The following is a 23,078-nucleotide window of genomic DNA, read 5'->3' on the forward strand; positions in this document are numbered from 1 at the left end:
TTTATGTAGCTGCTTACCGCTCTATTGGCAGCCCTATAACTCGGCAACCAATGGGGTAGCTACATAGGAAACACATTAAAACTTTATTTCTTTTTCGGTTTCTTGGTGCCATATACAGACCTGCCTTGACACCTTCCATTAACGCCTGAAGTATCTAATACACCACGAATAATAGAGTAGCTCACACCTGATAAGTCTTTTACGCCTCCTCCTCTAATCAGGACAATAGAGTGCTCTTGCAGGTTATGGCCTTCTCCAGGAATGTAAATGTTTACTTCTTTACCCGTTGTTAAGCGTACCCTAGCTACTTTTTTCATAGAGGAGTTTGGCTTTCTTGGCTTCATGGTATAAACTTTGACACATACGCCCCGCCGTTGCGGACATGATGAAAGTGCTGGAGATTTAGATGAGGAAGAAGGTTTTTTTCTTCCTTTTTTTACTAGCTGTTGTATGGTTAACATGTACTAACTTTTGTTTTAAACCTAGAGGTGTGCAAATTTAAAAAAATTATAAATCTTTATCAAAACCCTTGACCGCTATTGGCTGTCTATTCAAGGCTCATCATGCGAATATAGGCATTAATATTGATTATTTCTAATAATGCAGCTACCATTCTTATGGCATATTTTGTTTAAAGCTGTGTTGTGATACTATATATTTTATGCTTTGGTATATATTCAGTCAATGGCGGGGGCTTAGTGGCACATCTATAATTTAGCGCAGACGTGCAAAAAAGTGATTTATGGATGGTTCGTATGCTCCTCTGCCATGGCCGCCAATAAAAAGTTTGGCGCGCAGTCTCCTTAAGCCCCGTCATTGACTATTCAGCCTTTTTGGCATTACTACCCCTAAAAGCAAACCAAAAAGTAGCATAAAATACCTTAAATTGATACCATTTCCTCTGCGATTTTAAATATAAAATCAATTTTTATAAATTAACTAATCTTTAAGCCTAGCCCGACTTTAAGCCTAGCCGAAAGGGCTTTATGGTTTATTCTGGTAAAGTGTTAATGGAGGTATTAACCTTTGTGAAGAGACCTTCTGCAAAACCTATTTCTAATGGCAATTTTGGTGTCGAAGCTTGTCTATGCTCCTCAAATACATTTAGTATTCTGGCGACTGCGCTTCTCCTAAAAACTGCTGATCACAAATAGGTTTTGCAGAAGGTCTAAGGTATTAAATAACCCTTGATTGGGTAATTTTTATTAATTTTTTTTAGTCATGCATATCGTTTACGCTTATCTTCGAAATCAATTTAAACAATCCGGGAATGGATTTATACAGTTGATTTTGATACATATTTTAAGCTTTCTATTGCTTTTTTTGTTTAATATTGGATGTTATATATGTGGTTGTGAAGATCATAGCTCGTGGCTCTATACGCAGTTGGCCTTTCCTTCTCTTTATCCATTGTTATTAAAGCGGCCATGGGCCATTATTACCTATTCTTTTATACATAAAGGTTTGCTAGATTTATTTTGGGATATGTTTATATTATATCTTTTTGGGCAAAGGATACGCGCCATTACCCGTTCAAAACATATATTACGCCTCTATTTTTTAGGACAAATAGTGGGTGCGCTTGTTTTTTGTATACTATACCAGTTTTCGCCCCCTTTTAGGGGCATTGCTGCCGATCTTACGGGCCTTCAGCGGCTATTTATGCTATAATGGTTGCAGTGTGTGTTTTGATGCCTAGTTTGCGGCTATATTGCTTCTTTTTCTCTTTACCATTACGGTACGTTGCGCTTGCTTTACTGGTACTGGCGCTTGTGCATTTGCCCACCCAACATGCGGTTATTACTTGGCTCAATTGGGTGGCGCATTGGTTGGATATGTGTATACTAGGTTTTGTAAAAATGACCTAGATATTAATCGCTCTTTTTTTAGTGTACATAGTGTGAGCAGAACAAAAATGTCAGTTAGTGTTACGAAGAAGTAGGATGGCTCATATGGGCTTGTTCACTAACTGAACCAAGGTTAATTTTTATTTTTACTTGATTTGAATAGCATGCTTTTTAAAATTATAAAAATGGTATGCAAGCTATTTGGTATTGCTTGCATCGTGGAGATAGTCAGGGAAAGGTTGGGTATGTTGGCCTATACATTGCGGTATAACCTTAGCGCGCACGCTAAAAAAATCGCCAGAATGTTTTTGCTGGTTTGTATTGCTTGTGTATTGCTTGGTTTAGGGTTGTCTTTTTTATTGCTTGGCTTGGCCTACTGGTTGAATATAATCTTTTCTAGTCTCTATCTTGGTTTTTTTCTTGTTTCGATCTTTTGCTTTTTAATGGTTGCCTTTGTAATCCTTATGTTGCGTAGAACGGTCAATAGCCAAGCAGTGGAGCAGGGAGACATTATGGATAACGAGTAGGTAAATGGATTTACTGTTGCATGCGCGCACTGATCTTTTCTTTAAATTGATTCCCTCGATCTTCAAAGTTTTTAAATAAATCAAAACTGGCACATGCAGGGGATAAGAGTACTACGTCTCCTGGTAGTGCTATGGATAGGGCGCTATCTATGGCTGAGGATAGCTTCTGCGTCTCTTCTATGGGTAATCCTAGGGGACGAAAAGCTTGTACAATGGCGTTATTCTCTTTTCCCAAACAGATAATGGCTTTCACCCGATCCCTTACGATGGGCAGCAGTGGGCCATAGTCGTTTCCTTTGTCTATGCCACCTGCAATCCAGATAATAGGTTGGCTAAAGCTAAGCAATGCGGCTGTTGTAGAGGCTATATTGGTAGACTTGGAATCATTATAACAGTCTATTCCTTGTGGTGCGCCGCACCATTCCAGCCGATGGGGTAGCCCGCAAAATTTAGGCAAAGCAGCAGTAATTGCTTCAGAAGGTAGGCCTGCTAATGCTGCTGCTTTAACCGCAACCCTAGCATTATACTGGTTATGCATACCTAGCAAAGGTAACTGCTCTTTGCTTATGGCAACAGCATGGTTAGATTTTTTAAAATGGAACAGACCATTGGAGGATGGATCAATAGGATGTAGTTGGGGTAAAGTATTTTGTGTGTGAAGATATTGCGTGGTAATGGGGTCGGATGTATGGTAAATAAAGTGGTCCAATGGGGTCATATTCCGTAGTATATTTAGCTTAGCTTTTGCATAGCCTGCTATGGAATAATGGTATCTATCTAAGTGGTCAGGTGTAATGTTTAATAGGCAGGCTATATCTGGCTTAAAATTTTTGATGCCTTCTAGTTGAAAGCTGGAAAGCTCTAGTACATAGTAGTCATACATAGATTGTGTAAGGCATTTTGCAAAACTATAGCCTATATTTCCAGCTAAAATGGCATGATACCCTGCTGCATTTAGCAAATGGTAAATCAGATGTGCAGTGGTGCTTTTGCCATTTGAACCCGTTACGGCTATAATCTTACCCTTTGCATAGCGTGCTGCAAACTCTATTTCATCTATGATGGGGATATTATGGAACCCTTTGATCATCGTCGCTTCGTAAGGTATACCAGGGCTTTTAATCACCTCATCAGCTGATTGTATGGCTGCTAATGTATGGCCGCCTTCTTCAAAGGGAATCTGGTGGGTGATGAGTAGATGCTTATAATCCGCTTGAATGACACCAGCATCTGAAACAAAAACATCTATACCCTGCTGTTTGGCCAACAGTGCTGCACCTGTACCGCTTTCTCCGCCACCTAGTATTACTAATCGCATCTTTGTTTCATTTTAGAATAGCCTTCTTTCGAAACGCTAACTTCTGCATAAGCGCGTTTCGAAAGAAGGCTAATGGTGTTTTTGTGTTTTTTGACCAATCAAGGTTACATACCCATAAGCTGCTAAGAGCAGCCCAATGGCTAGCAGAATACGCGTTACAATCGTTAAATCATGTATCAAGCAATCCAATCTTTTATCTAATGTAAGGTATATTATAGAGGTAGCGCATAGATTATGTAGCCCATGGGCGATAATAGGGTAAATAATATGTTTGGTTTGATGGTATAAGTAGCTAAGAAAACATCCCATTACAAAATACAAAAGGTTATTGCGCATGTTACCGTGCATCAAGCTAAATGCTAGCGCGCTGATTATCGTGATCCATAGCCTGGCTGGAATAATTCTACGGAGTAGTTTTTCTAAAATACCTCGAAACAGCAGTTCTTCTAAAATCGCAGTTAGACCGCTTATTTCTATAATGCCACGGTATAGAAAGTTGATTTTACTGCTAAAATGTAATACAGGTTGTATAGTGGGATACCCTAATCCTGCTTGAATGCTACTGAGTAATACTAAAGCAAATGTCATCATCAATTGAGCCAATATGGTGCCAATGGTTAAGCTATAACCACTAGACCGTTTTCGAAACGCGATTGCTACATGGCAATTTTGTGGTTTATGCTCCTGAAGTAGATTTGAGTATGCTGGCGACTGTGCTTCTTCTAAAAATTCCACATCACAAATCGCTTTCGAAAAAGGTCTATGCACACATTTCTGTGCAGAAGATTGTATTCCTTTTGGCTCTTCTAAATGTAAATAGTACCTCAAGGTAATGCAACAAATGATGATGCGTACAATAAATTGCTCAAAGAGAGAATGGTTCAATAAGGAGCACCCAGCCGGCTCTATCAGGATTTTGCAAAATAGCATACCCAGATACAGCCCTATAGATGACCACATCACCCGTTGCACTAGTTTGATTTTTGATCCCATTATTGATTTTTTTTACCTATATTTTGGTTTAGTAAAGATAGAAAAATGGAGCATGATCTTATCAATGGCCCCTTTAGTGGGCTAAAGAAGCCAGAAGAGCAGCTTGACAAAGCCTTACGTCCACTTCAATTTAATGACTTCTTTGGGCAAGAAAAGCTCGTAGAGAATATCCAAATATTTGTAGCAGCTGCTAAGCAAAGAAAAGAAGCATTGGATCATGTTTTGTTGCATGGTCCGCCTGGCTTGGGCAAAACGACATTGGCCTATATTATTGCCTATGAGCTGAATACCAATATAAAAATTACTTCTGGTCCTGTATTGGATAAACCAGGGATTTGGCAGGGTTGTTGACCAGCTTAGAACCAGCTAATGTACTTTTTATAGATGAGATACATCGTCTTAATCCCATAGTGGAGGAGTATCTCTATACGGCCATGGAGGATTTTAAGATAGATATTATGCTCGATGCAGGTCCCAATGCCGTAGTGTACAGTTGGCACTCAATCCTTTTACCTTAATTGGGGCTACCACCCGTTCTGGTTTGCTCACCGCACCTTTACGGGCTCGTTTTGGTATTAATGCTAGGCTGGATTATTATCATGTTACTTTATTGAGTAAAATTGTTCAGCGTGCCAGTGGTATATGGGGTACGCCTATTGACCAAGAAGCTGCTTACGAGATTGCAAGGCGCAGTAGAGGGACCCCACGTATAGCCAATAATCTACTAAAGCGTACGCGGGACTTTGCTCAGGTTAAAGGAGATGGACGCATTACTAAGGATATGGTCACGTTTAGTTTGGCTGCCTTGAATGTAGATGAGAATGGATTAGATGAAATGGACAAACGTATTCTTACCAATATTATTGAAAAATTCAAGGGCGGTCCTGTAGGCCTTACCACTATTGCAACTGCTTGTCTGGAGGAAGCAGAAACGATAGAAGAAGTATATGAACCATTTCTTATTCAAGAAGGATATATCAAACGGACACCCCGTGGAAGGGTGGCAACAGAGGCGGCTTATAAGCATTTGGGCTTTCCTTATACGGCTGATCTTTTCGATAAATAGATGACATTATAACGTAACACAATGGCAGGACATAGTAAGTGGTCTAATATCAAGCGTAAAAAAGGTGTCAATGACGCAAAAAAAAGTAAAATATTTACAAAACTGGTTAAGGAAATAACTGTAGCTGCTAGAAGTGGCGGAGCTGAGCCAGAGTTCAACCCACGGTTGCGTTTGGCCATTCAAAATGCCAAGGGAGCTAATATGCCTAAAGATGCGATTCTTCGTGCCATTAGCAAGGCTAATGGGAGTGATGTAGCGGCTTATCATGAAGTAACTTATGAGGGATATGGTACACATGGCGTGGCCATTATGGTGGTCTGCATGACAGATAAAATCATTAGAACAGTAGCAAATGTGCGGGCTATATTTACGAAATATGGTGGCAGTTTGGAAAAAAATGGCGCGATTACTTTTTTATTTGATTACAAAGGGGTATTTACCATTCCCACAGCTGATATTAAAGATCAGGAAGACTTGGCATTAGAGTTGATAGATGCAGGCGCAGAAGCATTAGAAAATGATGAGGGCGCTACCCATGTGATTTGTGCGATAGAAGACTTTGGTAGGTTACAAAAACACTTGGAAAAGCTTGCGATTATGCCAACTGCTGCCGGTTTAGAATATATTCCTCATACCCTTGTACAGGTAAGTGATGCAGCATTGCCTAAATTGATCAAGTTGATAGATGCATTAAGAGATGACGATGATGTGCAAAAAGTCTATCATAATATCGATGTCCAACCAGAGCAGGAAGCTTTATGGGAGTAGTATGTATTGTTTTATATTGATAATCACCATTGTATAAGTTTTGCATGCTGTAGCAACCGCTTGTATGGTGTGAAGGCGAAGCAGCATTTATCTTCTTTGCAGCATTTATCTTCTTTAGGTACTTTTATTGGGCTATTGCTGTCTATCATATGAACATGGATTGTTATTTTTTTGTATGAAGATTGCGCTGGGGGGTATATTTAATAATGTAAGCCTTGTCTTTCTGATTGAAAAAAGTAGTTATCTGCTTTACTTTTCTTGCCTTAAGTCTTTCTTTATAACTTTTTTCATGTTCTTGAGAAGGTTTACTTTGTTTTTTTAAACAAACCATGTAAGGTACTTTTAGGCTAGGTGTATTGTCCTTGGGATGGAACATCATATGGTAGATTGTGGGTGTAGGATTATTGGTATCAATGCCGATTTCAATTGTTCCATCACGGCATACTTCTTTTGGTTTATTTTTCTCCTTAGGGAGCAATACTAAACTTGCTCGAGCGCATCTGTCTTGTGGTGTCTTGATAAAGTATTGATGATGATATGGTCCACTTAGTAAATCAACTACACCAGGCAGATAATGGAATGCATGTTGGATCCATAGTTGTTCATCTGGTAGGTGTGCATAGGTAGCCTTACCATTGTCTGAAAATGCGCTTATATCTTTGATATTATCTGTTACCCAGCGCGCCACTCTGTATAGTAGGGTATATGTTTCTGGTTTTGCTTCTTCGTTAGCGTGCTTTACCGTTTGGTTTAGTATACCAATGGTTGAGTTGGCTTTGACACCTCTTTTTAAGGATTGTGCTATAGCTATACTTGGGAAGGTTGAGCATATACGAAGGAAAAACTGTGCTACAAGCAGCAATTAAAGCCATTAAAATAATTCCTATAAACATGGTAAGCAGCAATATATACCTTGATAGGGTACTTGTATGGTTAATTATATAATCTATCTATATACAATTGGCATCTTGTAGGCTGCGTAAAAGTTTTTTTCTACGCTATAGGGGTATTTATTCAGCCTTGTGGAAGTATTGCCTCAAAATCAAAAACCGGAAAAAGTTACGGTGAGAAAACAGCGCTTACAGTAACTTTTTCATTAAGGGCTTGATTTTTTTATACTTTTTGGCTGGGCAAAAAGTAGTAGGCGTTACCCTTGCCATTTGATTTATTAAAATTTAATACTATTAAAATTTGGAAACCTTTGCAAGTTAGGTGGTGCAAAAAAATAGTAGACCTACTGCAAAACCTATTGCTAAATGGCAATTTTGTGGTCTATGCTCCTCAAATACATTTAGTATTCTGGCGGCTGCGCTTCTCCTAAAAACTGCTGATCACAAATAGGTTTTGCAGAAGGTCTAGTGTAATCTCAAAGAGACACATTTGGATTAAATCGGATCTATATCTAAGACTATTTTTATTTTGGATCTTTTACCCAATGCATAGGTGCAGGCGCTTTTTAAGGTTGCTTTTGCGTGTTGCAGTGTATGTAGATTTTTGTGGGGTAGCTTTAAAAATAGATCTAGCAAAAAATGATTCCTGATCTTGCCAACCAGCGGCTGTTGAGGGCCTAGTACCATGCCTCTAAACTTTTTTGCTAATATGTTTTTTAACAGCATAGCTCCTGATTGTAACGTAGCGGCGTCCAGGCTGCTTAGGCTTAGTTTAATCAGTCTAACATAGGGAGGATAGGCAAACCGCTTTCTTTCTGCTAACTCAGCTTGATACATCCCTTCGTAATCACCATTAGATAGATATTGGAATAGGGGATGATCGGTTTGTCTGGTTTGAATAAAGACACTACCTTGCTGGTTGCGTCTACCTGCTCTGCCTGCCAACTGTGTGATGAGTTGAAAACATTTTTCATTGGATCTGAAATCTGGAAAGTAAAGCAAGCCATCTATATCTAGTATGCCTATAAGGCGTATGTTGGGGAAGTCCAATCCTTTGGCCATCATTTGTGTGCCTACTAAAATATCTATGGATCCAGCGGTTACCTCTTCTAAAATAGATTGGTAGCTATTTTTCCCTTTTGTGCTGTCCAAATCCATGCGACTGATCTTTTGTTCTGGAAAGATAAGTTGCAAGCTCTCCTCTAGTTTTTCTGTACCAAAGCCTATGTTGTGTAGTTGCTGCGACCCACAATGGTTGCACGAATAAAAAGGAAGCGTGGCATAGTCACAATAATGGCAGCGTAGTTGATTGGCCTCTTGGTGGTAGGTAAGGCTTACCGCGCAGGTAAGGCAACGGGGAATCCATCCACAATCGGCACATAAAAAATACTGGGCATAACCCCTTCTGTTTTGAAAAATCATCGCTTGGCCGCCTTCTATACTATTCTTTTGAAGCTTATCTAGTAGCGTTTGCGAGAAATGTGCACGCATGGCCTTCCGCTTTTCTTCTATGTTTAGGTCAATAAAAAATAATTTCGGGCGACTGGCTGCGCCAAATCTATGATGGAGGGTTACCAGACCATATTTTCCAGACTGGGCATTATAATAGCTTTCTATAGCAGGTGTGCCCGAACCTAACAAAACCTTTGCGTGATGTTGTTGGGCCAGTAGAATGCTGCTGTCTCGTGCATGATAGGTAGGCATTGGATGGCTCTGTTTATAGGCAGGATCGTGTTCTTCATCTACAATAATGAGTTGTAGTCTCTTAAAAGGCAGTAAGAGTGCAGAACGTGTGCCTACTACAACCAAGGTTGTTTGGTGTAACAGGCGTGCCCATGTCTGTAAACGCTCTTTATGCGATTGTTTAGAGTGGTGTACTACCAACCATTCTCCTAAGAATGGTCTGATGCGTGCTGCTATATGCGTTACCAAACCTATTTCTGGTACTAAAAGTAATACTTGTTTTTGTTCCTGTAGTGCGGATGCAATCAGATGCATATATAACTCTGTTTTGCCGCTGCCTATAGCACCATGTAATAGTACGACTCTTTTTTGAACAAATTGCGTTTGAATAGCTGCTAGTGCATTTTTTTGAAATGGGGTTAAGGTGGCTAAGGGTGCCACGGGTACAGTAAAAATCGATGGAGGTAACTGGTTGAGACGCGTTAAAATCCCTTTCTTGCATAGAATATTAAAAGCTGACTTGGAATAGGCTAAAAGCTCTTTTTTAGAAGTGTATGGGATCGATTTTTCTCTGTTAGCTAAAAAATGAGCTAATAGGGCTTGCTGTTTGGGTGCGCGTGGCGCTAGATGGGAGGTGGTAAGTGCGTCTAGGTCGATGGTAGGAGAGAGGGTAAAGTAGGGGTTTTCGTTAGCTACCAGATCGATTTTGGTCGTGGGAACTGCCTTTACCAATCTTTGAGATAGTAGCGCTATAAGTGCTTTGCTGGCTTCTTTTGGCTCCATTAACTGGAGGATAGATTTATAAGATAAGGGTTGTTGGTGTAGCGCAGCTATAATAGCTCTCTTTTGAAACTCGATTGCTACATCACAAATCGCTTTCGAAAGGGAGCTGGCAACCGGTTCCGTTGGATGCTCGTGAATCGTTTGATTGATTTGAAAAACGATGCTATTCTGAAGGTTGAATCCTTTAGGCCATGCAAGCGACAAGGTTTCACCCAGGTTGGATAAGTAATAATCGGCTATCCATTCTAAGAGTGCCAGTTGTTGAGGGGTAAATAAGGGTGTTTCGTAGCATATGCCTAATAGATCCTTGGTAGGGTAGGTGGGTGCTTGACAGTGGCATCTCATCACCATACCCAAAAGTAGCTTTCCTATGCGCAATGACACAAGTACCATACTCCCTCTATCTACCATATTTTCGTATGTAGAGGGAATATGGTAGGTTAAAGGTTTAATAGGCAGCGGTAGTAGAACATCTGCAAATTTTTTCACGTCTATGATTAGATCATGCCCATTTTAATTTGTGTGAGCTTACGTTTGGTGTCCAAGGGAAAGTCTCCTTGAATCATCCAGTTATAGTAAGAAGGTTCTAGTTTGAATACCTCTGATACGGTTTTTCCTTTATGCTTGCCAAAGTTAAAGATGGGCACATGTTGCTCATTGTAGACTATTCTACCTGCAAAATCGACCATGTTGGTATTGGTTAAATCATGTAAGGTAGCTACATCATTTTTTACAATACCCAATGTATTGCCTAAAGCATCAACCACAGATTGGTTTTCATATCTTTTTACTTGTTCCATCAGTACTTCTACCGTAGCTTCTATATCTACCATGGCATTATGGGCGCCCTCTAGTTCCTTCTGACAATAAAATAGATAAGCTGCTTTTAACGTTCTTTTTTCCATTAGATGAAAAAGCTTTTGCACATCTACAATTTTGCGATTTTCTATTTTAAAGTCTAAGTCTGCACGCAAAAAGCTTTCTGCCAATATGGGTATATCAAAACGAAGCAGATTAAAACCAGCTAAGTCAGCCCCCTTTAAAAACGAAATCAATTCTTTGCCTATTTGTTTAAAGGTTGGTTTGTCTGCCACATCTTCAGCATAGATACCGTGAATTAGACTCGCTTCAATAGGAATAGCTTGTTCTGGATTAATTCTTTTGTAAAAAGTTAAGCGATTGCCACCCGGCATAAGCTTAATGATTGCAATTTCTACGATGCGATCATGTACCACATTGGTACCTGTAGTTTCTAAATCTAAAAAAGCAAGTGGGTTGGTTAATTTTAAACTCATAGTATATTTAGGCTTGGCATACTTTCATTTTTAACTATAATCTTTTTTGTTTATGGCAAAAAATGGCTGACTATACTTAAATTTTTGTTATTTTAAGTTTTTTATCAAAAAAACCTATTCTAATAGAACAGCAGTGCGCAGCAATATTGCTTCTCAAATATAATAAAATATGCCATTACACTTTCATTTATTTGTATGTTAATTAGTACGATCAACCATGTTGTGTTTCGTAGGTTATTGCTTACTTGGTATAAGTCGCACCAGCGTTGCTTGCCCTGGCGTATTACTAAAGATCCATATAAAATATGGTTATCAGAAATTATTCTACAGCAAACAAGAGTCATGCAAGGGTTGCCCTACTATGAGCGTTTTGTAGCGCAATATCCTTCTGTAGCCGCGTTGGCTGGTGCTAAAGAGGAGGAAATTCTACGTTTGTGGCAAGGATTGGGTTACTATAGTAGGGCACGTAACTTACACCAATGTGCGCAAACCATTGTTGCGCAATATAATGGTGATTTTCCCACGAGTTATCACGCACTACTTACGCTCAAGGGGATTGGGCCTTATACAGCTGCAGCCATTGCTGCATTTGCTTTTAAAGAAGTAGTTGCTGCCGTGGATGGCAATGTCTACCGTGTCTTGGCACGTATTTTTGGACTCACCTATGATGTAGGTACGTCGAAAGGAAGAAAACAAATGCATCAGTTTGCAACCCTACTGGTAGATCATATGCAGCCCGATACATATAGCCAAGCCATTATGGATTTTGGTGCGCTCCAATGTACGCCTGTGTCTCCTTTTTGCACGACTTGTGTTTTTAACAACTATTGCATCGCCTACGCTACCGATAGCCAAAAAACACTACCTGTTAAAACCAATAAACTCAATAAAAAAGACCGTTATTTTGACTATTTTATTTTGCAGCATAAAGATGCTATATATATGAAAAAGCGTGTGAAAAGTGATATTTGGAAGGGTATGTATGATTTCTATTTATTAGAAAATAAGCAGCATTTGGTTGTAGATCAGATGGATGACCCTTTATTTATTTTAGCTAGAAGCTATCACTTACCCATTACTACTTTTGAAAAAGAGGAGCGCCATTTATTAACCCATCAGCGGTTGTTTGTAAAATTCCATAAGATAGACCTCACTGTAGCTTTCTTACAAGAAGCCAAGCAGCTCTTCCATCAATTTTCCTTAGTGCCATTTAATCGCAGAGAGATTGAAGCTTTGCCTAAACCTATATTGATTCAGCGCTTTTTAAAAAAGGTTGACCTGTCCTAGCTAAAAATATTGGAGTAGCTGTTTGGTTATGCTCACAGCCTATCTGCTGCTTACTCCTTTCGCATACAAGTTTTATGAAGGGAAGTTTTCTTTTTTGAACAAAAAACTTTACCTTGCAACCAGCGTTTTTTTCTTAGATCTCTTTCAAAACCTATTTTGTGGCAGGCAATTTTTAGGGGAAGTGCAGTTGAGCACTGTAGCATACTAGATGTATGAGGCGCATAGACAAGCTTCGGGCCAGCGCAATCGAGTTTTAAAAGAGATCTATTCCAACCTTGAATCAAGGTCCTATAGGTTGCTCGTTTCACAACTTTATAAATAGGAAGGTAGGGTAAAGCGCTTGAAGTTTAATTTATTAATATAGTTTTTTATTTCCCATGGAAGGAGTAGTAAAATGGTTTGACCCAGCTAAAGGTTATGGGTTTATCAAACCAGTAAATGGAGGTAAGGATGTCTTTGTGCACATAAGTGCACTTGTTGCATCTAGAGTAAGCATGATAGACCAAGGCCAATCGGTGGACTTTGAAATCACCAGCGATAGAGGTAAGGAGGTAGCTAGTAACATTAAAGTTCTTGATGCGTAAAACGTATCAAGAACTTTATTAAATTTTAACATTGTACTTTGAGTAATACTTTTCAAAAATATAATCTGCCATCAGCTCTGTTAGGGGCGTTGGCAAGAATGCAGTATGAACACCCTACTGCCATTCAAGATCAAGTAATTCCAATAGCCTTAACCGGTCAAGATATCTTGGGTTCTTCTAAAACAGGTAGCGGCAAAACAGCTGCTTTTTCTATACCTGTAGTTGCACAACTGATGCATCGTCCTGATGCTAGCGTATTGGTATTAGCCCCTACACGAGAACTTGCTGAGCAAGTAGCAGGTGTTATGTCAAGCATGGTGAGTGGTTGTAAGCATTTGCGTACGGTATTGTTAATAGGGGGGGAGCCTATTGGAAAGCAGTTGATGCGTTTGCGTACTAATCCTAACATTATTGTAGGTACACCTGGTCGTGTAGAAGATCATTTATGTAGGGGATCGTTGCATTTGCATAAGACTACCTTTTTGGTATTGGATGAGATTGACCGAATGCTAGATATGGGTTTTTCTATTCAAATAGATAAGATTATCAAACGCTTACCGGTAGAACGACAAACTTTAATGTTTTCAGCTACTTTGGATAGGAATATTGAGCGGTTGGCTGGATCCTATTTAAGGCAACCAGCACGGATTAATGTGGAGATTGCAGATAATGAATCTAAGAATATTCAAGAAGAATCTCTTTATATATCAGAGTCAGGGAAATTTCAAGTTTTATTGGAGCAACTTAGTAGGCGGGAGGGCTCTGTTATTATCTTTGTAAAAACCCAAATGAGAGCTGATCATATCAGTTACCAATTACAGCAAGCAAATTTTAAGGTTCGCGCTATTCATGGTGGATTAAAACAGCACCAACGCAAGCGTGTCATAAAGGACTTTAGAAATAAGCATTATGCTATTATTGTGGCAACTGATGTAGCTGCAAGGGGATTAGATATTGATCATATCAAACATGTAATCAATTATGATTTTCCGCAAGCTGCTGAAGATTATACCCATAGAATTGGTAGAACGGGTAGAGCCGGCGCTACAGGCTTTGCCTTGTCTATGATTGCTTCTCCTCAAGAAAAAAGACTTTGGCGTATTATTCATAATGAGCCAGTAGAAAAAGAAGAGAGGGGGTCATTTAGGCAAAGTTCGGGTTTTAATCGGTTTAAATCTCGCCCTTTTAGGCGTAGTTTTTCAGGCTAACCAGTTTGCTTGTTTGGCCTATGCTACTTAAAGACCAGCGCTCATCCATAGACCTTAGGTCTCATTTTGAGGGTTGGTTTTTTTTATGTCTGCTCTTTTTGTTGTATTAAAGCTGCAACAAAAGATACAAATAAAGGATGAGGGCTAAACGGCCTAGACTTATATTCTGGGTGAAACTGTACACCTATAAACCAGGGGTGCGTGTCTATCTCCAGTGATTCAACTAAATTCCCGTCAGCTGAGATTCCACCTATCCGCATACCCGCTTTTTCAAAAGCATTTTTATAATGTATATTGAATTCAAATCGATGTCTATGGCGCTCCAAAACATGGTCAACTTTGTATATCTCTTTGATTTTACTGCCATTAGTCAAAAGGCTCTCGTAATTTCCAAGGCGCATTGTGCCGCCTAAATTTGACGCGTGCGTACGTACCTCTTTTTCTTTCCGTTATACCAATTCATCATTAAGTCAATTACATTGGAGCAATCATTGGTAAACTCTGTAGAATTTGCATCTTTTATGCCTAACACATTACGTGCAAATTCTATAGCCATTAATTGCATACCAAGGCAAATGCCAAATAAAGGAATATTATTTTTTCTGGAATATTCAATCGCTTTGATCTTTCCTTCTATACCACGCGAGCCAAATCCTCCAGGAATCATGATGCCTTCAATGGTATCTAATGGTGCATGGCACGCAGCGTCTATCTCAGCGGCATCAATCCATACCAGGTTTACTTTACATTTATGGTGCATGCCTGCATGTAAGAAGGCTTCTAAAAGCGATTTGTAGGCATCTTGCAATTGGTTATACTTTCCGATAATAGCTACATGCACCTGCTTTTCATAGGTAGTAATCCTGCTTTCAATTACATGCCATTTCTCCAAGTCAATCTTATCTGAATCTGTTAAGCCAAAGTATGCTATTATTTCTTTATCAACGTTTTGCTTATAATAAGAAAGCGGTACGTGGTATATGGTCTTTTGATCAACGCCAGCAATCACCCTATGTGTAGGAACACTACAGGAAACGGCTATCTTATGCAATAAAGATTCTGAAATCTCTCTATCGGCCCTACATATTATTAAATCTGGCTGAACGCCTATAGACCTGAGCTCCTTAACGGAATGTTGGGTGGGTTTCGTTTTAAGCTCGCCAGCTGTTGCAATATAAGGGAGCAAAGTGAGATGGATAGAGATAACAGTAGCGCTACCAAGTAGATACCTGATTTGTCTAACGGCTTCAAAATAAGGTAATGCTTCTATATCTCCTACTGTACCTCCTATTTCGCATATCATGAAATCTACCTCATCTTGGCCAAATTTAATAAAATCTTTTATCAGTTTTGTTAAATGTGGTATAATCTGAACGGTTCCTCCACCATATTTTCCCTCTCTTTCTTTGCTTATAACACTTTCATAAACCTTTCCGCTGCTTATGGTGTCATGCTTAGAAGCAGGGATATCTGTAAATCTTTCGTAATATCCAAGGTCTAAATCGGTCTCTGCACCATCAGATGTAACAAAGACTTCTCCATGTTGATAGGGATTCATAGTGCCAGGATCAACATTTAAGTATGGATCAAGTTTTTTTAATCTAATGCGATGGCCACGGGCCTGTAATAGTGCTGCTATACTTGCTGCACATACGCCCTTTCCTAGCGAAGAAACGACTCCGCCTGTAACAAAGATATATCGACACATAGTGTTATGATGGATGCGTTTAAATATAAGACCTTCTGCAAAATCTATTTCTAATGGCAATTTTGGTATCGAAGCTTGTCTATGCTCCTCAAATACATTTAGTATTCTGGCGACTGCGCTTCTCCTAAAAACTGCTGATCACAAATAGGTTTTGCAGAAGGTCTATAGATTAAGAAACATAGGAGACCTATCTATTGCAATATTTTTTCAATGGAATCAGTCCAACTGCCTATCTTTTGTATAAGTGCATTAGTTTTGCTTGCATCGGCTTCTTGTACTTTTAAATAGGCTACCAAACAATCAAATGCTACCATAGCTAATAAATCTTGTTGATCCTGAATACCAAGGTTTTTTTTATATTCCTTAATCCGTTCTGCTAAAGTTTTACTGGCTACTCTTACAAAGGTCTCATCTTCCGGTTGTACCTTCATGGGATAGATCCGATCACTAATTTTAATTTTTATAGAGAGTGATTCCATTTTTTATGCTTGTTCAAAATAGGTTAAACAAAGATCTATTTCTTTGATATACTTATTAAGCTGATCTACTAAATGGTGCGCCAATGGGGCTGCTTTATGATTGGCTGCAGTGGATCTGCTGGGGCTTATTTTTGATCCTTCCAATAGGGATTTTAATTTTTTATTTTCCTCTGTCAGTTGCATGATTTGTTTTTGGTAGTCTGAATGAGCCTGTAGCAGCTGCATCAGCATGTTCTCAAAACGCTCTATAATGCGCTGATCTTTTTGGTTATCTTCTAATGATGACATTTAAATCACGTTCAAAAGTTTGAATCAGCTGATCCATGATTTGGTCAATACTTTTGTCATCTAGTGTCTTTTCTTTATCCTGTAGCGTAAAACGAATGGCATAAGATTTTTTATCTGCTGGTAAATGTGCCCCCTCGTAGATATCAAAAAGATTGATCTCTTGAATAGCTTTATGGCCCTGCTTTAGAATGAGCGCTTTTATGTTTTGGAATAGCACAGCTTTATCGACGATCAAAGAGAGGTCTCTTTTAACAGCAGGAAATTTAGAGATAGGCTCATAAATTTTATGAGGTTTGCTTATCTCTAATAGATGGCTCCAATCTATATCTGCAAAAAAAACAGGTTGAGAAAGGCAATCTAGAATAGATGGCTGAAGTTGACCAAAGGTCATTACCACTGCTTCTTTATATCTTCCTTGAACGGCTTGTATATAGAATGGGTGTGTTACAGTGCTATAAGATAGTTCTGTAATGCCTAACTTTTGTATGAGTTGTTCTATAGTAGCCCGTATACTGTGTAAGGTTACAGGACCCAGTTGACGGACCCAGTTGGGTGGTTCTATTTGACCGGTAAGCCAAAGGGCTAGTCTTTTTTCTTCGTGGTATGATGCACCATCTTGGCTATAGATTGTACCCAATTCAAATAACTTTAAGTCATGCTGACGGCGTGCAAGATTATAGGCGATGACTTCTAAGCCGCTAAAAAGCAGCGTAGGACGCAAGATACCAGTAGATTCACTCAGTGGGTTAAGGATAGAGACTGCTTTTTCAGTAGGTTCTATGGCTGTGTAAGCCTCTTTGGTTAAAGAATTGGTGCATATTTCATAATAGCCGTTGGCTACCAACATTTTACTAACTTCTTCTGCTACCTTATAGGCTTGATCTATGCTGTTTTCAGGGGAGAGGTAAGCAGCAGCTAAATAGTTGGGTATGCGATCGTAGCCATATATGCGTGCAATTTCTTCAATCAGGTCTGCTTTTCTGGTAACATCTACTCTATAAGGTGGTACTTTTGCGGTAAAACCTTGTTCGGTTTCTGCTTCAATAGCTATTTCTAAGTCTGTTAAAATTTGCTTAATAGTGGCTGGGTCAATCGTTTTACCCAAGCATCGGATAATTTCTGCGTAAGCAATAGGAATGGTAAAATGTACCAATGGTGTGGGGTAGTGTTCTATGACTTGGCATGCTTCTGTAGATGGAATCAGCTCTTGTAATAATAGCACTGCTCTTTTTAATGCATAAAGGGAAGGTTGGGATCTGTTCCACGTTCAAATCGAAAAGAAGCATCAGTTTTAAGGTTATGGTGTTGGGCAGCACGACGTATAACCGATGGATTAAAATAGGCACTTTCTATAAACACATCTCTTGTAGCATCGGTGATGCGTGTCCTGAGCCCTCCTAAAATGCCAGCCATTGCTATAGGACCTGCTTCATCACAAATCATTAGCTCGTGACCAGCTAGTTTTCTTGCTACGTCGTCCAAACCTGTAAATAAAGTAGCTGGAGCGCATGGCTGAACCATAAGTGATCTACCGATGATGGTATCGTAATCAAAAGCATGTAATGGTTGCCCCAATTCATGTAATACAAAATTGGTTACATCTACTACATTGTTAATAGGTTTGACGCCAATATGTGATAGCCTGGTACGCAACCATTCGGGAGAAGGTTGTATAGAGATATTTTTAAGCAATAGGCCAGTGTAGCGTGGGCATAGTGCAGCATCTATATGGGCTATTGTTAATGCCCGGTCGCATCTTACCGAATGAAAATCTTTAATAGAAGGAAGCGTAATAGGCAGGTGCAAAATAGCTTTAAGCTCTCTGGCCACACCTAGGTGTGAACAGGCATCTGCTCTGTTGGGTGTAATCTCAATTTCTAAGACTTCATCTAATAGCGGTTTGAAGTAGTCTTTAGCAGGGGTTCCTGCAGGCAATGTAGTGGTTAGTACTATAATGCCATCATGCGCTGGGCCGATGCCAATTTCATCTGCTGCACAAATCATTCCTTCAGACCATACCCCCCTAATTTTAATTTTTTTAATTTGAAAAGAAGATTGGTCTACATAATTATAAATCGTACTGCCTACTGGGGCGACCACTACCTTTTGCCCGACTGCTACATTAGGCGCTCCACAAACAATAGTGCAGCGCCTATCTGATCCAATATCCACTAAGGTTTGCTTTAACCTATCTGCATTAGGGTGGGGCAGGCAGGATACTACATCACCTATTATAAGCCCTTCTAAACCACCCTTAATAGTAGAATGTATATGGGCAACTTCTAGTCCGCTCTGGGTTAAAAGAGGTGCTATATCAGCGGCCTTTAAAGAACAATCAATAGAGGATTTAAGCCAATTTAAAGATATTTTCATAATGCGTAATCAATCCGTTCAGCTAGGTAGTGCAAAGCTACCTTTAATTCTGATGGCCTACCCGTTCTAATAACTCCATTTTATAAGCATCCCAATCATGAATAGGCTGTCTAGCCACGCCAGAGTCCATAGCAGCCTGCGCAACAGCTATAGAAACGGTAGAAAGCAAACGTGTGTCCATGGGCTTAGGGAGTAAGTATTCTTTTCCAAAATGTATCGTTCCACCATAGTATTTCCGAACGGCAACGGGTACTTCTTCTTGTGCCAGTTTTTGAATAGCTTGTACCGCAGCTTGTTGCATCGCTCCATTAATGGCGGTAGCACGTACATCTAAAGCACCCCTAAAAATGTAAGGAAAAGCAAGTAAGTTATTGACTTGGTTGGGGTAATCGCTACGTCCTGTAGCAAAGATCACATCTGGTCTGGCAGCCATAGCATCTCGGTAAGAAATTTCTGGCATAGGGTTTGCTAACCCAAAAATAATGGGATCCTTAGTCATGCGCTCTATGCTTTGGCTCATTAATAGATTGCCAGAAGAGAGCCCTATAAATACATCTGATCCAATTACTGCATCATGTAGCGTATGTACAGGACGGTCTGTAGCAAAGGGCGCTTTAATAGAATCAAGATCATCTCTATCCTTACGGATCACCCCTTTTCTATCACACATAACGATATGGGCCGGATTCGCTCCTAAGGCCATCAAAAGCTTTGCCGTAGCAGTCGCCCCTGCGCCAGCTCCACTGAAAACAATCTGCACCTGTCCAATCTCCTTGTTTGTAATTAATAAGGCATTTAATAGCGCAGCAGCTGTTACAATAGCCGTAGCATGCTGGTCATCATGCATAATAGGTATATCCAATTGAGCCATCAATGCCTCTTCAATCTGAAAGCATTCAGGCGCTTTAATGTCCTCTAGGTTAAGCGCACCAAAAGTAGGTGCCAATGCTTTAATCACTTGTATGACTTCTTCAGGAGTAGTTGCATCAATTTCAATGTCAAAAGCATCCACGCCAGCAAACCTTTTTAGGATCATCGCCTTTGCTTCCATAACTGGTTTAGCAGCTAACGGGCCAATATGACCATACCCTAATACAGCTGTACCATTGGATATTACGGCTACTGAGTTGCCTTTATTTGTATATTGGTAAACTTTCTCGTTAGATGCAGCAATTTCCTCGCAAATAATGCCCACACCAGGGGTATAAGCTGTAATGATATCGCGAGGTGTATGGAATGATTTGGTGACACAGGTACCTATCTTGCCAGCAGGAAACTGCGCGTGATAGGCTAGAATTTCTTCTTTGGTAACTGCTGTTTTATTCATAGTATATACATTTTATTTGTAAATGTTGGATATATTGGTTTAAATATTTTTGTTTCTATTCAGTTTAATGGTTAATAAGGCATTTTATCCCACTTTTTTCTTGATAAAAAAGTGGGCAAAAAATCAAGCCCTCGGCAAAAAGTTGCGGAACCCACCTCTTACAGATGGAAAAACAGAAGCCGCCCGCTACGCGTGCTTGAAAGGAATCTGTTTTTCCTAATCATCTGTAAGGCGAGGGTTCTATTTCGCAACTTTTTATAGGGCATTTTCCTACTATGGCCATAACATTGATGAATGGATACATATTTTTCTGCTTGAAGCAATAGCTGAGCTAAGTTACCATTTTTCAATCATTTATACCAAAGGGCCTAACATGAATCATGCGTTTGGTTTATGTTTGAGTTGTTTGCTGCGCAATTGGCCACAAGCAGCGTCAATATCTGTTCCATGTTCTCCACGTACAACTGCATGAATCCCTTGTGCACGTAGCGTGGAAACAAAGTCATGAATGGTTTTGGGCGTACTGCGTTTGTAATGGTCCAATTCATCTACAGGATTATAGGGAATAAGGTTTACATGAACCAAATGGCGTTGTTTACGCGCTAAAATTAAATTGGCTAGCTCAAAAGCAGATGATTCTGAGTCATTTATATCTTTTAGTAGAATATATTCAAATGTTACGCGTCTGTTTGTTTGATCTAAGTAGTAATCAATTGCTTCCATCAGTTTTGCTATGGGAATGGCTTTATTGAGTTTCATGATGCGTGTACGCAGTGGGTTATTGGCTGCATGTAGCGAAAGGGCAAGGTTTACCTGTAGGCCTTCATGTGCAAAGGCTTTGATTTTTTGGTCTAGTCCACTGGTAGAAACGGTAATATGTCGTGCACCAATAGCAAGACCTTTGGGATGGTTGACCATACGTATAAAGCGCAAAACATGGTCGTAATTATCAAATGGTTCTCCAATACCCATTACTACGATATGGCTGATTCTTTTCTGTGCTATATCCAACTTTTCTTGCATGTGGACTACCTGTTCAACGATTTCACCTGTTGTTAAATCTCTTTTCTTGCTTAAAAGACCGCTGGCACAAAAGCTACAACCAATATTGCAACCCACTTGTGTGGTCACACAAATCGATAGGCCATAGCTATGTTCCATTAAAACGGTTTCAATTAAATGGCCATCTCTGAGTTTAAATAAAGACTTGATTGTTCCATCTTTTGCATATTGCACCTTATCTTCTACCATGGAGGCCAGTGAAAAATGCTCATCCAAGCGCGACCTGGTCGTTAAGCTTACATCGCTCATTTCACTAAAGCTGCTGACACGTTTTTGGTAGAGCCATTTCCAAATTTGGGCACCCCGAAAAGATTTTTCACCTTGCGCTTCCAACCAAAGGGTTAACTCCTTGTCGGTTAAATTATAAATAGATGGTTTTTGAGACTCGATTGTTAATGGTAATTTTGAAGCTGGTCTATGCTCGTCCAATGCAGTTGAGCGCTCTGGCGACTGCGCTTCTCGTGAAAATTGCGCATCACAAATCGCTTGCGAAAGAGGTCTAATAGATGGTTTTGGTAAAGTGCTTGCTGAATGGTTTAACATATAATCTGTGTCGGTCGAGGTTAGGCCAGTAAAAAAAGATGTTAAAACGCTCCTTTGTTGGTTTAAATTGGAAGATCCAATTTTCTACCAAGCCAACAAAAGCATCGACTATGAATGTAGCAAAATTAGTAAAAATATATGATGCCACGGATGCATTTTTTACAAAATGTATGGAAATGTTCATTAAACTGTGTCAAGGCCATAAAAAGTTATAAATTTTTTCGAGAATATAGATTTATGATTTTTTCCTATACTAGGATCGAAAGTAGGAACAAGATGTTGCATTAGTGTCACTTCATTGGCTCTATTAAGGATCATATCTTTGGTCAAGTGTGTAGTATGGCATGCATGATTGATTTTAAGATTTGATTCGAACAGGTCTAGGTTCTATTTTTCAGGTGTCCAAACCTCAAAAAAAATAAATTTTTTAGCCTTCTTCGGGAGGCTTTTTTATATATTCTTATATTTTTATACACCCTTCATAACTTATTTACAGAGGATTCCTTCATTAAAAGACTTATTATTAACCCAGTAAACAAGTGAAAATTTAGTTTTTGCTAGTAATCCTTTAGAACACAATTCTAAAAGACCTTTATTGGTGGATGATCTAGTTTTATATCTCATGAACTTGCTAAAATCATCTATATCAAATAACAATTTACCATCCTCCGGGATACCCTTATGAATAATATATTTTATAACGTTTTGAGCTGGTTTCGACAAAGAAATTAAAAAATCTAAATCAATAACCCTTTCTGACCTACCTCCAATAAATGGGTTAGATTCAAATTTATCAAGACCATCTCTCATAGAGTTTTTCATCATAGATTAACATCTAAAAGTTCAGTACAGATTAATTCTCGATACATACTACAATTGAATAATAAGATTTATACTAATATCTCGTAAAACTAAAAAAGAAAAATTAGTTTTCTAACGTTACTTTGTATAGATACAATTATAATAAAATATTTTATAAAAAAATAATTTTAACTATAAGAAATATATCCTATGTATCATACTCCATTTAATTTATCTAGTTAAAAAAC

General features: G+C 39.1%; 19 protein-coding genes and 2 pseudogenes. 7 read left to right on the forward strand and 14 right to left on the reverse strand.

Annotation, left to right across the window (positions count from 1 at the left end):
* Positions 1-83: 83 nt before the first annotated feature.
* Positions 84-461 (reverse strand): 30S ribosomal protein S12, encoded by a 378-nt coding sequence (gene rpsL / locus FPG78_RS02555; protein WP_144086479.1) that lies wholly within the window; start codon positions 459-461, stop codon positions 84-86.
* Positions 462-1,323: 862 nt separating this feature from the next.
* Here rpsL and FPG78_RS08060 point away from each other — a divergent pair.
* On the forward strand, positions 1,324-1,671 hold the full coding sequence (locus tag FPG78_RS08060; RefSeq protein ID WP_255431716.1) for a rhomboid family intramembrane serine protease: 348 nt from the start codon (positions 1,324-1,326) through the stop codon (positions 1,669-1,671).
* Positions 1,672-2,032: 361 nt separating this feature from the next.
* Positions 2,033-2,374, forward strand: a complete 342-nt coding sequence (locus tag FPG78_RS02565) for a phage holin family protein (RefSeq protein WP_144086481.1) — start codon at positions 2,033-2,035, stop codon at positions 2,372-2,374.
* 10 nt (positions 2,375-2,384) lie between these two features.
* Here FPG78_RS02565 and murD read toward each other — a convergent pair whose 3' ends face one another.
* Positions 2,385-3,692, reverse strand: coding sequence for a UDP-N-acetylmuramoyl-L-alanine--D-glutamate ligase (murD, locus tag FPG78_RS02570; RefSeq protein ID WP_144086482.1), 1,308 nt, complete (start codon positions 3,690-3,692; stop codon positions 2,385-2,387).
* A gap of 69 nt (positions 3,693-3,761) precedes the next feature.
* Complete coding sequence (locus tag FPG78_RS02575; protein WP_144086483.1) at positions 3,762-4,685, reverse strand: CPBP family intramembrane glutamic endopeptidase; 924 nt, start codon at positions 4,683-4,685, stop codon at positions 3,762-3,764.
* A 45-nt stretch (positions 4,686-4,730) separates the two neighbouring features.
* On the opposite strand from FPG78_RS02575, the pseudogene ruvB reads away from it, so the two are divergent.
* Positions 4,731-5,751 (forward strand): annotated as a pseudogene (gene ruvB / locus FPG78_RS02580) (Holliday junction branch migration DNA helicase RuvB).
* Between the two features lie 21 nt (positions 5,752-5,772).
* A complete protein-coding gene (locus FPG78_RS02585) occupies positions 5,773-6,519 on the forward strand; it encodes a YebC/PmpR family DNA-binding transcriptional regulator (protein ID WP_144086484.1) in 747 nt (248 codons plus the stop codon).
* A 163-nt stretch (positions 6,520-6,682) separates the two neighbouring features.
* Here FPG78_RS02585 and FPG78_RS02590 read toward each other — a convergent pair whose 3' ends face one another.
* From FPG78_RS02590 to FPG78_RS02600, 3 genes are all read right to left on the reverse strand, one after another.
* Positions 6,683-7,381 carry a hypothetical protein gene (locus FPG78_RS02590; protein ID WP_144086485.1) on the reverse strand — a complete coding sequence of 233 codons (699 nt, stop codon included), beginning with the start codon at positions 7,379-7,381 and terminating at the stop codon, positions 6,683-6,685.
* A 523-nt stretch (positions 7,382-7,904) separates the two neighbouring features.
* Entirely contained in the window at positions 7,905-10,364 is a 2,460-nt protein-coding gene (gene priA, locus FPG78_RS02595) for a replication restart helicase PriA (protein WP_144086486.1), read from the reverse strand.
* An 8-nt stretch (positions 10,365-10,372) separates the two neighbouring features.
* The gene (locus tag FPG78_RS02600) at positions 10,373-11,170 is read right to left on the reverse strand and encodes a 3'-5' exonuclease (protein WP_144086487.1); all 798 of its coding nucleotides are present in this window, start codon (positions 11,168-11,170) and stop codon (positions 10,373-10,375) included.
* Positions 11,171-11,365: 195 nt separating this feature from the next.
* Between FPG78_RS02600 and mutY the strand changes: the two genes are divergently transcribed.
* From mutY to FPG78_RS02615, 3 genes are all read left to right on the forward strand, one after another.
* Positions 11,366-12,457, forward strand: coding sequence for an A/G-specific adenine glycosylase (mutY, locus tag FPG78_RS02605; RefSeq protein ID WP_144086488.1), 1,092 nt, complete (start codon positions 11,366-11,368; stop codon positions 12,455-12,457).
* Between the two features lie 377 nt (positions 12,458-12,834).
* Complete coding sequence (locus FPG78_RS02610) at positions 12,835-13,041, forward strand: cold-shock protein (protein WP_144086489.1); 207 nt, start codon at positions 12,835-12,837, stop codon at positions 13,039-13,041.
* A gap of 38 nt (positions 13,042-13,079) precedes the next feature.
* Positions 13,080-14,249 carry a DEAD/DEAH box helicase gene (locus FPG78_RS02615; RefSeq protein WP_144086490.1) on the forward strand — a complete coding sequence of 390 codons (1,170 nt, stop codon included), beginning with the start codon at positions 13,080-13,082 and terminating at the stop codon, positions 14,247-14,249.
* 83 nt (positions 14,250-14,332) lie between these two features.
* Here the strand turns inward: FPG78_RS02615 and FPG78_RS02620 are convergent.
* The 8 genes and pseudogenes from FPG78_RS02620 to FPG78_RS02655 all read right to left on the reverse strand — a co-directional run bounded on the left by FPG78_RS02620 (position 14,333) and on the right by FPG78_RS02655 (position 22,839).
* Positions 14,333-15,957 (reverse strand): annotated as a pseudogene (locus tag FPG78_RS02620) (CTP synthase).
* Positions 15,958-16,148: 191 nt separating this feature from the next.
* Positions 16,149-16,436, reverse strand: a complete 288-nt coding sequence (locus FPG78_RS02625; RefSeq protein WP_144086491.1) for a cell division protein ZapA — start codon at positions 16,434-16,436, stop codon at positions 16,149-16,151.
* Between the two features lie 3 nt (positions 16,437-16,439).
* Positions 16,440-16,724 carry a hypothetical protein gene (locus tag FPG78_RS02630; RefSeq protein WP_144086492.1) on the reverse strand — a complete coding sequence of 95 codons (285 nt, stop codon included), beginning with the start codon at positions 16,722-16,724 and terminating at the stop codon, positions 16,440-16,442.
* On the reverse strand, positions 16,705-17,946 hold the full coding sequence (locus FPG78_RS02635; RefSeq protein ID WP_144086493.1) for a phenylalanine--tRNA ligase subunit beta: 1,242 nt from the start codon (positions 17,944-17,946) through the stop codon (positions 16,705-16,707). The genes FPG78_RS02630 and FPG78_RS02635 overlap by 20 nt, the downstream gene beginning before the upstream one ends.
* An 8-nt stretch (positions 17,947-17,954) precedes the next feature.
* The gene (locus tag FPG78_RS02640; RefSeq protein ID WP_144086494.1) at positions 17,955-19,097 is read right to left on the reverse strand and encodes a phenylalanine--tRNA ligase subunit beta; all 1,143 of its coding nucleotides are present in this window, start codon (positions 19,095-19,097) and stop codon (positions 17,955-17,957) included.
* A gap of 43 nt (positions 19,098-19,140) precedes the next feature.
* Positions 19,141-20,424, reverse strand: coding sequence for a malic enzyme-like NAD(P)-binding protein (locus FPG78_RS02645; RefSeq protein ID WP_144086495.1), 1,284 nt, complete (start codon positions 20,422-20,424; stop codon positions 19,141-19,143).
* A 378-nt stretch (positions 20,425-20,802) separates the two neighbouring features.
* Positions 20,803-22,029: a dual-specificity RNA methyltransferase RlmN gene (gene rlmN / locus FPG78_RS02650; protein WP_144086496.1), complete on the reverse strand. Its 1,227-nt coding sequence runs from the start codon at positions 22,027-22,029 to the stop codon at positions 20,803-20,805.
* A 486-nt stretch (positions 22,030-22,515) separates the two neighbouring features.
* Entirely contained in the window at positions 22,516-22,839 is a 324-nt protein-coding gene (locus FPG78_RS02655) for a hypothetical protein (RefSeq protein ID WP_223261962.1), read from the reverse strand.
* Positions 22,840-23,078 lie beyond the last annotated feature (239 nt).

This window comes from Cardinium endosymbiont of Dermatophagoides farinae, from assembly GCF_007559345.1.
In the GTDB taxonomy this organism is placed as follows: Bacteria; Bacteroidota; Bacteroidia; order Cytophagales; family Amoebophilaceae; genus Cardinium.